Source organism: Micromonospora sp. NPDC005194 (assembly GCF_040608335.1).
In the GTDB taxonomy this organism is placed as follows: Bacteria; Actinomycetota; Actinomycetes; order Mycobacteriales; family Micromonosporaceae; genus Micromonospora.
Window position 1 is genome coordinate 58,470 of record NZ_JBEXIA010000014.1, and the last position, 15,672, is coordinate 74,141.

General features: G+C 70.8%; 14 protein-coding genes and 1 pseudogene. 9 read left to right on the forward strand and 6 right to left on the reverse strand.

Annotated features, from left to right (window positions below):
• Window positions 1–80: 80 nt before the first annotated feature.
• The 3 genes from ABZU53_RS14885 to ABZU53_RS14895 all read left to right on the forward strand — a co-directional run bounded on the left by ABZU53_RS14885 (window position 81) and on the right by ABZU53_RS14895 (window position 3,785).
• Window positions 81–1,964, forward strand: coding sequence for a Xaa-Pro dipeptidyl-peptidase (locus tag ABZU53_RS14885; RefSeq protein WP_355066323.1), 1,884 nt, complete (start codon window positions 81–83; stop codon window positions 1,962–1,964).
• Window positions 1,965–2,199: 235 nt separating this feature from the next.
• The gene (locus ABZU53_RS14890) at window positions 2,200–3,093 is read left to right on the forward strand and encodes a DUF1996 domain-containing protein (protein WP_355066325.1); all 894 of its coding nucleotides are present in this window, start codon (window positions 2,200–2,202) and stop codon (window positions 3,091–3,093) included.
• Between the two features lie 71 nt (window positions 3,094–3,164).
• On the forward strand, window positions 3,165–3,785 hold the full coding sequence (locus tag ABZU53_RS14895) for a DUF305 domain-containing protein (RefSeq protein ID WP_355066327.1): 621 nt from the start codon (window positions 3,165–3,167) through the stop codon (window positions 3,783–3,785).
• Between the two features lie 163 nt (window positions 3,786–3,948).
• On the opposite strand, the gene ABZU53_RS14900 is transcribed toward ABZU53_RS14895, so the two are convergent.
• The 3 genes from ABZU53_RS14900 to ABZU53_RS14910 form a co-directional block, all read right to left on the reverse strand.
• Window positions 3,949–4,845: an acetyltransferase gene (locus ABZU53_RS14900; protein WP_355066329.1), complete on the reverse strand. Its 897-nt coding sequence runs from the start codon at window positions 4,843–4,845 to the stop codon at window positions 3,949–3,951.
• Window positions 4,846–5,324: 479 nt separating this feature from the next.
• Entirely contained in the window at window positions 5,325–6,716 is a 1,392-nt protein-coding gene (locus tag ABZU53_RS14905) for a hypothetical protein (protein WP_355066330.1), read from the reverse strand.
• 48 nt (window positions 6,717–6,764) lie between these two features.
• Window positions 6,765–7,658: an NAD(P)-dependent oxidoreductase gene (locus tag ABZU53_RS14910; protein ID WP_354862334.1), complete on the reverse strand. Its 894-nt coding sequence runs from the start codon at window positions 7,656–7,658 to the stop codon at window positions 6,765–6,767.
• A 120-nt stretch (window positions 7,659–7,778) separates the two neighbouring features.
• Here ABZU53_RS14910 and ABZU53_RS14915 point away from each other — a divergent pair, with 120 nt between their 5' ends.
• The 4 genes from ABZU53_RS14915 to ABZU53_RS14930 all read left to right on the forward strand — a co-directional run bounded on the left by ABZU53_RS14915 (window position 7,779) and on the right by ABZU53_RS14930 (window position 10,760).
• Window positions 7,779–8,189, forward strand: a complete 411-nt coding sequence (locus ABZU53_RS14915) for a VOC family protein (protein ID WP_354862333.1) — start codon at window positions 7,779–7,781, stop codon at window positions 8,187–8,189.
• A 148-nt stretch (window positions 8,190–8,337) separates the two neighbouring features.
• Complete coding sequence (locus ABZU53_RS14920; RefSeq protein ID WP_355066332.1) at window positions 8,338–8,793, forward strand: pyridoxamine 5'-phosphate oxidase family protein; 456 nt, start codon at window positions 8,338–8,340, stop codon at window positions 8,791–8,793.
• 101 nt (window positions 8,794–8,894) lie between these two features.
• A complete protein-coding gene (locus ABZU53_RS14925; RefSeq protein WP_355066333.1) occupies window positions 8,895–9,314 on the forward strand; it encodes a PPOX class F420-dependent oxidoreductase in 420 nt (139 codons plus the stop codon).
• A 120-nt stretch (window positions 9,315–9,434) separates the two neighbouring features.
• Window positions 9,435–10,760: a glycoside hydrolase family 18 protein gene (locus ABZU53_RS14930; protein WP_355066335.1), complete on the forward strand. Its 1,326-nt coding sequence runs from the start codon at window positions 9,435–9,437 to the stop codon at window positions 10,758–10,760.
• Between the two features lie 75 nt (window positions 10,761–10,835).
• On the opposite strand, the gene ABZU53_RS14935 is transcribed toward ABZU53_RS14930, so the two are convergent.
• Entirely contained in the window at window positions 10,836–11,180 is a 345-nt protein-coding gene (locus ABZU53_RS14935; protein WP_354862326.1) for a hypothetical protein, read from the reverse strand.
• A 193-nt stretch (window positions 11,181–11,373) separates the two neighbouring features.
• Here ABZU53_RS14935 and ABZU53_RS14940 point away from each other — a divergent pair, with 193 nt between their 5' ends.
• Window positions 11,374–14,148: a M14 family zinc carboxypeptidase gene (locus tag ABZU53_RS14940; RefSeq protein WP_355066337.1), complete on the forward strand. Its 2,775-nt coding sequence runs from the start codon at window positions 11,374–11,376 to the stop codon at window positions 14,146–14,148.
• A gap of 71 nt (window positions 14,149–14,219) precedes the next feature.
• On the opposite strand, the gene ABZU53_RS14945 is transcribed toward ABZU53_RS14940, so the two are convergent.
• Both ABZU53_RS14945 and ABZU53_RS14950 read right to left on the reverse strand, forming a co-directional pair.
• On the reverse strand, window positions 14,220–14,414 hold the full coding sequence (locus ABZU53_RS14945; protein WP_355066339.1) for a DUF397 domain-containing protein: 195 nt from the start codon (window positions 14,412–14,414) through the stop codon (window positions 14,220–14,222).
• On the reverse strand, window positions 14,402–15,202 hold the full coding sequence (locus ABZU53_RS14950; protein ID WP_355066341.1) for a helix-turn-helix transcriptional regulator: 801 nt from the start codon (window positions 15,200–15,202) through the stop codon (window positions 14,402–14,404). Before ABZU53_RS14950 ends, ABZU53_RS14945 begins: the two co-directional genes overlap by 13 nt.
• Window positions 15,203–15,456: 254 nt before the next feature.
• On the opposite strand from ABZU53_RS14950, the pseudogene ABZU53_RS14955 reads away from it, so the two are divergent.
• Window positions 15,457–15,642, forward strand: a pseudogene (locus tag ABZU53_RS14955) (hypothetical protein); the annotation flags it as partial.
• Window positions 15,643–15,672: the final 30 nt, after the last annotated feature.

Sequence of the window (15,672 nt, forward strand, 5' to 3'; positions counted from 1 at the left end):
ACCTAGCATGGCGACGAATGGATCTTCGTGATTGGTTCGTGCCGAGACCCGGCAGCCAGCCCGACCGAAGGGAGACGCGCATGCGTCGACCCCGCCATCTCGCACTTCTCAGCGTCGGCGTGTCCGGCGCCCTGGTGCTGAGCGCAGCCCCGACCGCGGCGGCCGCTCCGCCCACGCCTTCCGCGCCCACCGGCATCGTGGTGGCCGACGGCATGACCCAACCGGTGTTCTCGCTCGCGGACGCCATCGAGGAGCGGGTGTTCGTCCAGACCCCGGTGGACACCGACCACGACGGCCGTCCCGACCGGGTGGCGATCGACATCTCCCGCCCCCGGGAGACCGCCACCCAGGGCTTCAAGGTGCCGGTCATCTTCGAGCACAGCCCGTACCGCAAGGGCACCTGGGGTGACGTGCCGTACCCGAGCGTGCTGGTCGACGACCTGCCGCAGAACGGCCGGACCGACCGCTCGGGGCGGCGGGCGGTCGAGGTGGAAGCCCAGCGGGCACAGGCGAAGGCGAACCTGCCCGGTTCGCTGGACGACTACTACGTGCCGCGTGGGTACGCGGTGGTGCTCGGCCAGAGTGTCGGCACCGGTGACTCGGACGGCTGCCCGACCAGCGGCGACCAGGCCGAGACGCTCGGCACCAAGGCGGTCATCGACTGGCTCAACGGGCGGGCCAAGGCGTACGACGTGAACGGCGCACCGGTCACCGCCGGGTGGACCACCGGCGCGGTCGGCATGACCGGCGTCTCCTACAACGGGACGCTGCCCAACCAGGTGGCCACCACCGGGGTCAAGGGACTGAAGACCATCGTGCCGGTCTCCGCGATCAGCAGCTGGTACGACTACTACCGGGCCAACGGCCTGGTGGTGGCGCCGGTCACCTTCCAGGGCGAGGACCTCGACATCCTGGCCCAGTACACGGCCGGGCAGGCGCGCGCCGAGGGGCCCTGCGCCGACGAGCTCGCGACGATCACCGCCGAGCAGGACCGGGTCACCGGTGACTACTCCAAGTTCTGGCAGGACCGCGACTACCTGGACGCGCGCGACGTCAGGGCGAGCGTCTTCGTCGTGCACGGCCTCAACGACTGGAACGTGAAGACCGAGCACTTCGCCGGCTGGTGGGACGAGCTCGCGAAGCGCGACGTGCCGCGCAAGATCTGGCTGCACCAGGGTGGGCACGGCGGTCCGGGCAGCAACGCCTCGGTGACGCTTCCGGACGGCCACACCTGGACCTACAAGCAGACCGAGAACCGCTGGTTCGACTTCTGGCTGTGGAACGTGCGCAACGGCATCATGGACGAGCCGACCGCGGTGCTCCAGCGCGAGGACCGCGCCTACACCACGTACGCCAACTGGCCCGACCCCGCCGCGCGTGAGGTCGGGTTGCGGTTCGCGGCGACCGACGCCACCGCGCCGGGCGCTCTGACCACGGGCAAGCCGCCGAAGGCCAAGGTCGAGCAGAGCTTCGTCGACGAGGGACGGACCATCCACCCGGACACCCTGGTGGCCGATCCGGACACGGCCAGCGCCAACCGGCTCGCGTACCGCTCCCCCGCGCTGACGCAGAACGTGCGCATCTCGGGGCGCTCGGAGATGCGGCTGCGGATGGCGATCGACAACAAGCCGGACGCGAACCTCACCGCGTACCTGGTCGACTACGGCCCGGCCGGGTCGACCGCCGCGCCGACCGTGGTGACCCGCGGCTGGATGGACCCGCAGAACCGCAAGAGCGCCGCGCGCACCGAGCCGGTCAAGCAGGGCAAGCTGTACGACTACCGGTGGACCATGGAGCCGAAGGACTACATCTTCCCGGCGGGCCACCGGATCGGGGTGGTCGTCTTCTCCAGCGACCAGGAGTACACGCTGCTGCCGTTGGGCGGCACCGAGTTGCGGGTCGCGCCGAACGACAGTGAGGTGCGGCTGCCCGTGGTCGGCGGGCGGGCCGTCCTCGGTTTCTGACGTCCTCGTTCCACGGGAGGGGCAGTCCGAGGTGTCGGGCTGCCCCTCCCGCCGCGTTTTCCACCAACTGCGCACGTATTGACAACCGTCGACGTGGGGAACAGTCTGATGTGGTGAGAGCGCTCTCTCGCCCCGGTTCACGGGCCACCACCCCCTTTCGGCCAGGACACTCTCCGACGTCTTTCGGCGGCGGCGTCGGAGCTGTCCCTGACCCGTCCCCGACAGGAGTCACGAGATGGACAGGGCCGCACCCCTCTCCCACGTCCCCCGCCGGCTACGCATCGCCACGGCGATCGGCGCCCTGCTGACGCTCCTCGGCACGTACCTGGCCTGGACCACCGACCGGGCCGACGCCGCCCCGGTCGCCAACGTCATCCGGGTCGCCGAGTTCCCCGCCGACTGCGCGTACAGCCACCGGCTGCCCGACGACCCGATCGTCTTTCCCGGGCTGCCCGGGGCCTCACACATGCACAGCTTCTTCGGCAGCACGGTGACGAACGGCAACACCACGCTTCCCGACCTGGTCAAGTCCACCAGCACCTGCAACCCGGCGGTGGACGTCTCGTCGTACTGGGTGCCGACCCTCTACCGGGACAACGTCGCGGTGGAGCCGGCCATCGCCACGTTCTACTACCTCGGTGAAGGGGTCCGCGCCGACGTCGTCGCCAACACCCAACCGATCCCGCAGGGCCTGCGACTCGTCGCGGGCAACGCGAAGGCCACCGGGCCGAACGACAGCATCGCCCGCTGGTCGTGCCTGCACGCCGGGCAGGTGCCGCCGTCGAAGGACTTCGTCAACTGCCCGGCCGGCACGATGCTGGAGTCGTACCTGGACTTCCCGCAGTGCTGGAACGGTCGGGACCTGGACTCCCCGGACCACAAGAGCCACCTGGCGTACCCGGTGAACCAGGCCTGCCCGAGCACCCACCCGGTGCACGTGCCGAAGTTGCGGCAGGTGCTGCGGTACCCGGTCAACGGCGACCCGTCGCACTTCCGGCTGGCCTCCGGGCCGGGCTACACCATGCACGGCGACTTCTTCAACGCCTGGCCGACCGCTGAGATGGCCCGCCGGGTCCAGGACTGCATCCGTCCGGTCATCAAGTGCGGGCACGACGGCCGGCCGATCTGAGCCGACACCGTCGTACGGAGGGGCGGGTCCGGTCACGCCGGGCCCGCCCGCCGCGGGCGAAAGGAGGCCGCATGCGCGCTCGCGCCGCTCTGCTCACGGCGGCGGTGCTCGTCGCCGGCTGCGCCGGCGGGTCTCCCGGCACCGCGCACAGCGACGGGCCACCCACTGTCGCGCCGGCCGCGTCCACACCGTCGAACGTCGGATCGGCAAGCTCCTTCAGCCCCACCGACATCGCCTGGCTGCAACTGACGGCGGCGTTGACGGACCGGCTGCTCCCGGTGCTGGACCTGGTGCCAACCCGGACCACCGACCCCGCCTGGCGACGGCTGGCCGCCGAGGTGCGGGCCAGCAACCGTGCCGACCTGAACCGGTCCCGTCAACTGCTCAGCGAGGCGGGAGCGCCGACGACCAACCCGCACGAGGGCCACGACATGCCGGGCATGGTCACCGGCGACGAGCTGGCCGCGCTGCGGTCGGCCACCGGGAAGACGTTCCACCGCCTGCTGGCCGCGCACCTGCGCGCGTACCTCACGCAGACGGTCCGGGTCGCCACCGCCGAGCAGAAGGGCGGCGTCCACCCGGCCACCACCACACTGGCCACCACAGTGATCCAGTCCAACACCACCCACCAAACAAACCTGAACACCCTCACCCCCACCCCCGCCTCCTCCTCCCCCGCCCCGCCTCGGTGATCAAGAGGTTTGCGTCATTCCACCGGCGTGTCGTGACGCGAACCTCTTGATCACCGGTGGATCAGCGGGCGTGCGGTGAGGGCACGGTCTCGGTCCGGTCCGCCCCGACGGTGCCGCCGGTGCGGGGTGCGCCCCGGGTGACGCGGGGCGCACCCCCGAGTGGCTACGCCTTCTCGGCCGGCGGCGCGAACAGCACGCGCGCGCGGAGCTGCCGGAACCCGGTGCGCTCCAACTCCGCGAGCACCGCGACGCGGTGGGCGTCCACGTCGGCGATCACCTCCCGGGCGCCTCCGGCGGCGAGCACCCGGACCGCCTCGACCAGCAGCTCACCGCGCGCCGCGTCGTCGAGCAGGCCGAGGTACGCCAGCAGTGGGTAGCAGGCGTCGCCGGCCGTGCCGACCAGGCCCACCGGCTGCCCGGCCTGCACCCCGACGCGCCACTGGTCGGTCGACTCCCCCAGCCAGGCCAGCGGATCGGTGGCCAGGTCGACGCCGCCGACGGCACGCGCGATCTCCGCGCCGGTCAGCACGTCCGGCACGGCGACCCGGGCGACCAGGGCGTTGATCTCAGCAGCGTCGACGGGCGGCCGGAACGTGTACCGGCCGGAGGTCGTCGGCAGTGGAGTTCCCGTCCACGAGCACCGCAGCCGCTCACCCACCTCGACCAGGCCGGCGAGTCGGGCCGCCTCCATCGGCGCGGTGACCACGGCCAGCACCTCGGGTCGACGCCGCCAGTGCGCGGGCAGAGCCGCGTAGTACCGACCGGGGCCGCCCAGCGCCTCGTGGGCAGCGTGCAGCAACGCGGCGCCGACCTCCGGCTCGGCGGCCAGGTCGAACCGCTCCAGCCAGGGAGCGCCCACCGCCCCGGGCGGGAGCAGCCAGGCCGCCCGCCCGACCACCCGGCCGTCGCGCAGGGCGATCCAGGTGTTCTCGGGCCGGTAGCCGCCGCCGGTGATGCCGTCGGCGTACGCGATCTGCCGCAGTTGGGGCAGCGGATCGGTCATGGAGTCGAACAGGTTTTCCTCGCCCGCGACGAGCGGGCGGATGACCAGACTGGTCATGGCGAACCTCCGGAAAGCGAGCGCCCCGGGTCAGATCCGCGTGGACGCCGGTACGCGGAGGGGGCGCAGAACATCGGACATTGTTCTGACCTCCTCTCGGCTCGACGGCGTGCCCGCCAACATACGCGAAGCGCCAGCAGCCGCACAACGTTCTTCCGGCCCGGCTCACAGCGTCGGGTTGGTCTCCGCGCCGCGTTGGTGGACCCGCCCGTCGGCGACGGCGATCCCGGCCAGGATCAGTGCCGCCACGGCGGTCACGGCGACCGGCGGGAGAAGGACGCTCGGAGACCGTGACCAGGTTGGCGAGCGGCGCACGGCCGATACGCGGCACCGGCCAGTGGGAGGCCGCCCCGACGAGCTCAACGGCGAGCGCGAGCGGCCAGAGGACACCACGGCCATGGCCGCACCCCCTCGCCGACCCGGTCCCGCCTCGTACCCGCTGAGGGGACTTCATCCCGGTCTGTCGGTACGCCCGATGGTTATGCCAGATCGCCCGGAGGGCGGTCGACGCCGCGCCCCCAGGGCCTCCACCGCCTCGTTCGGGCGGTCCGCCGCCTCGTCCGGGTCGGCCGGGCCCGCCGGTCCGTGCGGAGGCCCGCACGGCCGAGCAGCCGGATCAGCAGCCAGCAGAACAGCGCCAACGCGCCGAACAGGGCGATGGTCACGATCCGCCAGCGCATGCTGTCGATCTGGAGCATCTCCGGTAGCAGCGCCGCGACGCCGGCGACCGCGGTGACCGAGAACAGCCACTGGAGGCGCTGTTGGAACAGCGCCGTCTGCAACCCGAAGAGCTGGCTCAGATTGCTGCGCAGCAGTTCGAGGCGCTGCCGGGCGGCCTGGAGATGCCGGGGAACCCGCAGCCCGTCGATGAGGAACGTGGCCACCGCGATGCGCATGGGATCGCGGTACATGAGGTCGACATTGCCGACCTCGGCCAGCCCTCGGCTCAGTTGCAACTGCACCCGCGCCAGTTGGGTGATGCGCGCGCCGAGCGAGTGACCCGGCCCGACGAGTTCGTCGCGGTCGTTCGGGTCCACCCCCACCCACAGTTGGCAGAAGAACCACTGGGCGTGGATCTGGCCGTACATGTCCTGGACCATGCGGGCCGCCGCCGACGCGCCCTCCACCCCGTCGTGCAGAACCGCCACGGTGGACCAGCCGGTGGTGCGGACCAGCAGGCCGGGCAGGCGCAGCGGCCCGTCGTCGGCAGCCGTGCCCGGGGTCACCGGCAGGGCGGAGAGCCGCAGCAGCGACTCCACGAGCGGTTCGTTCTCGGCCCGCTCGGGACCGCGCAGGACGAAGAACTGGCGCATGTTCTGGAACGGGTAGCGGCGTTCCCGGGGCTCGAAGCCGGCCGACTCGCGCAGGATGGCGCGGACCGCCTGGACGTGGGCGGACACCGTCAGCCCACCGTGCTCCCGGGGCTCGGCCTCGATCATGCTGAGGTGCCCGGCCAGGTTCGGCGGGAAGGTGTCCAGGTCGCGCAGGTGCCGGAAGTAGTCGAGGGTGTTCTCGCGCACGAGGTCGTCGTAGAACCGGCAGATGTCCTCGGTGCTGACCGCCGGCTCCGGCGCGGCGAACCGCAGATCCACCGAGATCACGCCGAGCGCCGGGTAGATCACGATCTGGGTGCTGGTCGCCCACGTCGTACGGCCGATGCGCACCGCCGACGTGCCGAGGGAGATCTGCAGCACCGGCGGGTGGGTGGCCAGGTAGGAGATGTTGTAGGCCCGGGTCTCCTCGTGCTGGACGACGTCGACCGAGGTGGCGCCCAGTGCGGCCAGCAGCGGGAGCGCCGGTTCCACGTCCTGCACCGTGCCGCCGAGGTCGAACTTGACCGGCACGTACACGTGATCAATATCGAGGGTCACGCATACATTCTGGGCGTACGGCACAACCTGGTTTCGCTCCGAGGCGGCCTACAACTGGTCGACGTGGTCGCGCCACGAATGCCGGGGCTCGTAGCCCAGCACCCGCCGCGCCTTGTCGATGCTGAGCAGGGTTTCGTGCTCGCCGAGCTCCTTGCGGATCTCGACACCCGGGTAGACCTCGGCCATCAGGCTGGCGCTCGACCTGCTCATGACGGTGTCGGCGTTGGCGATGATGAACACGTCCGCGCCGGGCCGGTCGTACGCGAGCGCCCGCTCGACCGCCTGGGCGCCGTCGCGGGCGTCGATGTAGCCCCACAGGTTCCACCGCCGCGACCGCGGATCGGCGTCGAAGGAGGGGAACGGCAGGTAGTCCTCGACGTCCATCACGTTGGAGAACCGCAGACCCACCATGACCAGCTCCGGGTCCCACCGGCAGAAGTGCCGCGCCATCTCCTCCTCAAGGGCCTTGTTCAGCGAGTACGTCGACTCCGGTCGCGGCGCGTACTCCTCGTCGACCGGCGCGTACGGCGGCGGGGTGTCGAACGGCAGCCCGAGCACGGTCTCGCTGGACGCCCACACCACCCGCTTGATGCCGGCCGCCCGGGCGGCGGCGAAGACGTTGTACGTCGCGGCGGAGTTGTTCGCGAACGTCGTCGCGTTGGGCATCAGCCCGGGCGCCGGGACCGCGGCCAGGTGCACGACCGCCTCGACGCCGCCGGGGTGCTCGTCGGCGCCTCCGGTGAACGCCTCCACCACCTGCCCGTAGTCGGTCAGGTCGACGAGGAGGAACTCGCCGTCGACGTCGCGGGGATCGCGCCCGCCCACGCGGTCCACCGCCAGCACGTCGACGCCCACGCCGCGCAGGTGGGCGACCACGGCACGGCCGAGCTTGCCGGTGGCGCCGGTGACGACAACGCGTCCGGGCAGTACGGGATCGGTCATGGCCCCATCCTCTCCGGCCGGCCGGGACACCCCACACGCGGGTGCGCCCGCGCCCGCCACCCGCCGCATCGATCAGGAATCGAGAAGTACCGGCCGAGGGCCCTACTTAGCATGGCCAGCATGGACATCACCATTCACACGACAGTTCTTCCGCACGTCGACCCGGACGCCTCCGTGGCCTTCTACCGCGACGTCCTCGGCTTCGAGGTCCGCAGCGACGTCGGTCAGGGGACCATGCGGTGGATCACCGTCGGCCCTGTCGACCAGCCCGGCACGTCCATCCTGCTGGCCCCGCCGGCCGCGGACCCCGGCATCACCGAGGACGAGCGGCGCACCATCGCCGAGATGATGGCCAAGGGCACCTACGGGTGGATCCTGCTGGCCACCCGGGACCTGGACGGCACCTTCGAGAAGGTACAGGCCCGCGACGCCGAGGTCGTCCAGGAGCCGACCGAGCAGCCGTACGGCATCCGCGACTGCGCCTTCCGCGATCCGGCCGGCAACATGGTCCGCATCCAGGAACTGCGCTGAGCCATGTGTCTCGCCGCCTGGGGACGCGCACGCGCCGAGGAGCAGCGCCTGGACGACCTCGCCCGACTACGTCACGCGCCGGACGTGCCGTTGGTCGCGGCGGGGGCGACCGAACCGATCAGAGGTCACGAGGTGGACGGGGGAAGATATGGCGAGCACGCCACCGCGGGGGCGTGAGGAGCGGCTGAGAGACACGCGCAGGAGACTGGAGAACGACGTCGACCTCTGGGTCGCCACGTCGGGCTCCCCGGACGGCGTGCACCTCGTCCCGCTCTCCTACCTCTGGGACGGCAGCGTGTTTCTCATCTCGACGCCGCGCGCCTCGGTCACCGGCCGCAACCTGGTGGGGGATGGCCGGGTGCGACTCAGCCTGGGCACGACGCGCGACGTCGTCATCGTCGAGGGTGCCGCCGAGCCGGTGGACACCGCCGACCTCGGCCACGACAGGCGTACGGCGTTCGCCACCAGGACCGGCTTCGACCCGAGCGGAATCGCCGAGCCCTACCAGTACTTCGTGATCCGGCCGCGGCGCATCCTGGCCTGGCGGGAGGCCAACGAGCTGCGGGGACGCGTCCTCATGCGCGACGGCCGTTGGCTCGACTGAGCCCCTCGGCCTCCCGCACGCCGCGATCCGCGTCCTGCCGTGCGGGGGCCGGGCGGGTGCGTACCGTGCAGGGGTAACCGCTCATGCGAAAAGGAGCATTCATGTCCAAGCCACCGCTTCCCGAGGCCGCGGTCGAGATGCTGCAGAAGCCGAACCCGGCCGTCATCACCACGCTTCGCAGTGATGGTCAGCCGGTGTCCGCCGCGACCTGGTACCTCTGGGAGGACGGCCGGATCCTGGTCAACATGGACGAGAGCCGCCGCCGGTTGGAGCACGTCCGCAACGATCCTCGGGTCTCCCTCACTGTGCTGGACGAGGCCGGCTGGTACACCCACGTCAGCATCATCGGGCACGTCGCCGAGTTGCGCGCCGACGAGGATTTCGCGGACATCGACCGGCTGTCCCGGCACTACACGGGCAATCCCTATCCCCGGCGTGATCGTGGTCGGGTCAGCGCCCTGATCGAGATCGACCGCTGGCACGGCTGGGGGTCGCTCAAGGACAACAGCCAGGTCGGCTGACCGTCCGCCGCGGGGACGGCGGCGGACGGACGGCTCTTGACCGCAGAGCGTGATCGGCTTAACTTCATCAATCAGATAAGTGTCTTTACTAATTCTGCTTGATCCCTCGTGGGAGTGCCGATGCGACAATTGCGTCACCGCCGCCTCACCGCCGTCGTCGCCCTGGCGACCCTGCTGCTCACCGCCGCCCCGCCCGCCGCGGCGAGCGCCGGCGCCAGGCCCGACCGCCAGCCTGGCTACCACCGGGTCGGCTACTTCACCCAGTGGGGCATCTACGGCCGGGCCTTCACGGTCAAGAAGCTCGACGCCTCCGGTGCGGCGAGCCGCCTCACCCACCTCAACTACGCCTTCGGCAACGTCAGCGAGGACGGCCGCTGCTATGTGGACGGCGGGCCGGGCGAGGGCGACGCCTGGGCCGACTACCAACGGCCGGTGTCCGCCGAGGAGAGCGTCGACGGCGTCGCCGATGCCCCCGGCCAGGCGCTCAACGGCAACTTCGGCCAGCTCGCCAAGCTGAAGGCCAAGCACCCCGACCTCCAGGTGCTGATCTCGCTGGGCGGGTGGAGCTGGTCGACGTACTTCTCCAACGCCGCCCGCACCGACGCCTCCCGCAAGGCGTTTGTCGCGTCCTGCATCGACCTGTACCTCAAGGGCAACCTCCCGGGCAGCCCGGGTGCCGCGGCGGGCGTCTTCGACGGCGTCGACCTCGACTGGGAGTGGCCGAACTGGGACGGCGAGCCCGGCAACGTCATCCGCCCCCAGGACCGGGAGAACTTCACCAAGCTGCTGGCCGAGTTCCGCCGGCAGCTCGACGCGTACGGCCGCACGACCCGCGCGCACCACCCGCTGACCGCCTTCCTGCCGGCCAACCCGGCCACGATGGACGCCGGCTACGAGGGCCGCAAGATCTTCAAGTACCTGGACTTCGCCACCGTGCAGGGGTACGACTTCCACGGCGGCTGGGACGCGGTGACCAACCAGCAGTCCGCGCTGCGCGTGCCGGCGGGCTCGCCGGACAACCCGGACTTCTCCGTCGAGGTGGCCATCGACGGCTGGCTCGACCGTGGAGCGCCGCGCGGCAAGCTGGTCCTGGGTATCCCCTACTACGGTCGCGGCTGGACCGGCGTCACCGGCGGCGGCAACGGCCTGTTCCAGCCGGCCGCCGGGCCCGCACCGGCGACCTTCGAGGCCGGGTACGAGGACTACAAGCAGCTCAAGGCCCTGGCCGGCAACGGCTACACCGTGCACCGCGACCTGCGCGCCGGGCACGCCTGGCTCTTCGACGGTACGACCTTCTGGACGTACGACGACCCGGCCGTCGTACTGCAGAAGATGCTCTACATCCGGCGGGCCGGCCTGGCCGGCGCGATGGTCTGGTCACTCGACGGCGACGACGACAACGCCACGCTGACCAAGACGATCGGCCTCGGCCTGACCACCCGGTAGGCGTACCCGACGCCCGTGATCACGTGATGGCCACCAGTTGAATCGGGTCACCGACAACTGCTGAGCATCACGTGATCACGGGCGCTGCTCCTGGGGCGTCACCGACCGCACCGCGGCCTCGATGAGAGCGGTCACCTGAGCCATGTCCCGCGCACGGCGCACGTCCACCTCGGCTGACCACCCCGGGTGGTCGAGCTGGACCGTCACGTCCTCCCGGCGGTGAGTGAGCCAGCCAGCGATCGCCTGGACCAGCACCATGACGGCGCCGGCGTCGTCGACCACCACACCCAGGACGTCGGACGGTGTCGTGGTCACCCCGTCCCGCAGCCGGTCCTCGGCGCGCAGCCAGGACGCCAGAGAGCGCCGCGCATCGGCGGACGGAACATCCGGATGGACCGAGAGCGTGATCGTCTCCGGCACGGTCTCCCCTTTCCAGACGACGACAGGCCACCCGCCATCCTGCCAGCCGGACCCGGCCCCGGCATCCCGCGCACTCACCGATGTCGATCAGCCCTTGACCGCCGTGTCGGCCGGTTCATAGGCTCCGGCCACTGCGAGGCTTTCCCCCAAGAAGGGAACCCGAGACATGGCCCCATCGTCGCGTCCGATCCGGATGGTCCCCCCGAAGCGACTGGCGGGTGCCGCCGCCGTCGCGCTCCTGCTCGGTCTGACTCCCCTGCTCGGCGGCACTTCGGCCGCGAGCGGCGCCCCACCGTCGAGATGCAGCACCGACCCGAGCGCACGGCTGGCCAGCGTGCCCGCCCCGGAGGCCGTGCTCGGCTTCCCCCTCGGGACGGGACAGGAGCGGGTCGTCACCAACGACGAGGTCCGCACCTACCTCGGGGCCGTGGACAGCGCCTCCGACCGGGTCGTCACGGGTGTGACGGCCACCAGCGTGCTCGGCCAGCCCCTGCCGTACGCGGTGGTGTCCAACGAGCGCCACGTGCGGCCGTCCGCCCTGCGGAAGATCGCCGACGACGTACGGGACCTGCGTGACCCCCGCCGGACAAGCGCGCGGACGGCCGCCCGGACGGCGAAGGACGGCCCGGCCATCGTCTGGGTCACCGCGAACGTGCACGGCGGCGAGAAGAGCGGCACCGACGCGGCGCTCAAGACGCTGTACGAGTTGGCGGCCGGCCTGTCCTGCGAGGTCGCGCGGCGCAACGACAACCTGGTCACCATCATCGTCCCGACACAGAACCCGGACGGCCGCGACGCGACCCGGCGGCAGAACGAGTTCGGCTTCGACCTGAACCGGGACTGGTTCGCCCGCACCCAGCAGGAGACGGACGGCAAGCTCGAACTGCTGCGCCGCTACCCGCCGCAGGTCTTCATCGACGCCCACGAGATGGGCGGCCGGCAGTACTTCTTCCCGCCCAACGCCGATCCGATCCACCACGAGATCGCCGGCGAGGCGGTGGACTGGATCAACCGGATCGGCGAGGCCAACAAGGCCGGCTTCGGCTACAACGGCGCCTGCGACGACACGGTCACCACCGAGTGCTACTTCAACTACGACACGTACGACATGTTCTTCATGGGCTACGGCGACACCGTGCCGACCACCGGCTTCGGCGCGGCCGGCATGACGTACGAGAAGGGCAGCGCCTCGGCCGTCGCCGACCGGGTGCAGCAGCAGTTCCACACCCAGTGGTCGACGCTCGGCTGGGCCGCCGCCAACAAGCGCGAGGTGCTGGACGGCTACTTCGACATCTGGACCGACGCGCTCGCCGAGGGCCGGACGGGCGCCCTGGAGCCGAACGAGGTGGTGCAGCCCACCAACGAGGTCCAGTTCCCGGTGCCGGCCGTCACGGTCCGCTCGTACTTCCTGCTGCCCGACCGGCAGCTCGCCGACGTCCGCCGCCTCGTCGAGCGGCTGCGCCGGATGGACGTCGAGGTGTACGAGGTGCAGAAGCCCACCCGGGTGCCCACCGCGCGGGTCTTCGGCGGTCGCAGCGCCACAAACGTCACGGTGCCCAAGGGCGCGTACTGGATTCCGATGGACCAGCCGCAGAAACACTGGATCCAGGCGATCATGGGCGAGGACCCGTACGTCCCGTTCCCGTACTTCTACGACGTGTCCTCCTGGAGCAACCCGCTGCTGATGGGCGTCTCCACGATCTACACGGGAGACAACGTCCGCCCGCAGGCCCAGCCGGTCCGGGGGATCTCCGGCGGCCGCAGCGGGCTGGCCTGGCCGTGGGGCTCCTACACGTACCCGCTGGACTCGGCCGCCGCCGCGGAGCTCACCTTCACCCTGCTCGGCCGTGGCGTGCCGCTCGTGCGGGACCTCGACACCAATCGCGTCGCGATCCCGGCGACCCGGCTGAGCCGTACGGTCGACGACCTGGCCGAGGCCGCCGGGGTCACCCTCACCCCCGGCGGACGCCCCACCGGGACCCGTCTCGACCTGCCCGACGTCGGGCTGTTCCAGGGCACCGGCATCTCCACCACGTCCGGCTCGCACGGCGAGGCCCGGTACGTGCTCGGCAAGCGGTGGGGCCTCGCCCTCAAGCCGGTCACCACTGCCGACATCAACGACAACACCGCGGCGTTCACCGGGCGTACGGTGCTGCTGGTCCCCGACGGCAGCAGCCCGACCGGCGGACTGACCGCCGCCGGGCAGGCCAACCTGCGCGACTGGATCGCCCAGGGCCACACCTACATCGGGCTGCGCAACGAGGGCACCCGGCTGGCCCGCGCCGCCGGGCTCACCTCCACCACGGAGAAGACCAAACCGGCCGACTACCTGGTGATCGGCTCGCACCTGCGGGTCGACGTCGACACCGACAACCCGGTCGCCCTCGGCCGCCCCGCCGAGGACTTCGAGTTCAACAACAGCGACCCGATCCTCAACCCCAGCACCACCGGGACGAACGTGCTCACCTACCCGACCGACGACACGTTCTGGGCCAACGGCTACACCGTCGGCGCGGACACACTGAAGGGCACGGCCGCCGTCGTCGACGAGCCGACCGGCGCCGGCAGGTCGGTGCTGTTCGCGTTCAACCCGCTCTTTCGCGCGTACAACGAGAATGGTCTGCACCTGGTGGCCAACGCGCTGCTCTACCCGCCGGGCGCACCCGACGCCCGACGCACGCCGGGCACCGACGCGGCGCGCGCCAGCGCCGCGTCGGTGCCGGTCGCGGCGGACCTGGGCGGCGGATGGCGGCCGACCACCATCGAGGTCGCGGCGACGGACCTGGCTCGCACGCGGGCCATCGTCGAACGCTTCACCACCGACGCCCGGACGTCCGCGAAGGGCACCTCGGCGTACGTCGTGATCCCCAACCCGCAGGGCCTCCAGGCTGACGAACACCCCTTCACGAACGATCTGGTACGCGCGCTGCGCGCCGCCGGAGTGCCGCTGCGGTCGGTGGTCGCCTGACCGGTCCCCTGCACAGCGAAGCGCCCGTCCCCGCTGTTCGTGGGGCGGGCGCTTCTCGCTTGGGGCGCTGGCTACGAACGCCGAGCGAGATCGGCGACGAACGCCCGCCACGAGGCTGGCCGGAAGACGAGCGCCGGCCCGTCGGGGTCCTTGGAGTCCCGCACACCGACGATGCCCGGCAGATTGTCCGCAACCTCGACGCAGGCCCCGCCGTTGGTGGACGACCGGGAGGCCTTCCGCCACCGAGCACCCGTCATGATGTCCATGTCTTTGCCGCTTCCTTGAGTAAGCCGAGGGTTTGCCCGAGCGGAAGAGCCTCGCCGCGAACCGCGTCCCACGACAGCCCCAGGCTAGCAATCCCCTCCGGCTGCTCCACGATTTGAGCGGAGAGCTGGTTGTCCACGTATCCAACACGTGATCCATCAGGCATGTCGGCCAGGATGAATGCCCCAGCCAGCCCTGAGTACATGCCAATGGACATCGGCACGACATGCAACTGAATATGCGGTTCTTCGGCGCAGCTCATCAGATGTTCCACCTGCTCGGCCATCACATCCGGGCCACCGCAGGCACGTCGGACCGCCATCTCATCCAAGACTACGAAGAGTTGCGGTGCCGGGACACGGGCGAGGACCGATTGCCGTTCCAGCCGGGCCGAGACGCGCTGATCAAGGTCGATCGCGGGAACCCGCGCCGCACGGAAGGTTGCCCGGGCATAGGCCTCAGTCTGAAGAAGTCCCGGCACGAACGCATGCTCGTACCAGCGCAATGCCGTTGCCTCGCGCTCAGTCTCGATCCACTCACGTAGCCAGATCGGCGCAGCGTCGCTCTTCACCAGCTCATTCCAGAGCGTCGTGAAGTACCCACCCGTATCCAGCGCCTTGTCCACCGCCGCCAGGTAGGGCGGGGTGGGCGGCTTCGTTCCTGTCTCGATCGCGCTCACCTGGGAATCCGAGCAGAACACCTGCTCGCCGAGCTGAGCCTGTGTAAGTCCGGCCGCTGTTCGGCGTCGTTTCAGCTCACGAAGAAGGTACTCAGAGGGCGAGATCCCCACGGCTTCCACACCTTCCGGCAGATTTCCACGCTGTTCCCCGCAGGCCTCGAATCCAGCCGCGTCGCTCCGTGATCGAGCGGTAACTATTCCGATCCTAAGCGCCGAACATCCAGGGTGGAACCAACGGCGCGGCCGGTGGAGGACCCGAGACCCGGCGGACGCGTTCGTACCGGGGCCGCCCTCTGGGCGAGCACTCACCGGGCGGCCCCTCCCAACGACTGCCAGCGGAGATCACCATGCCCATCAACCCACCACTGCAGGTACGCTCCGGCGACCTGCTGTACCTGACCCGTGCCGCAAGCCCGCAGTTTGCCCGCCCCATCACCGTCCGCGTGATCCGCGCCCTGACCGACCGCCACACGTACCACGGTTGGTTGTGGATCGACGCCTACCAACTCGGCCCGAGCGGCGACGCCGTCGCCCGCCGCGAGCTTTACCTGATGCCCTCCGGCGCGCGCTGGCTCCCCTCC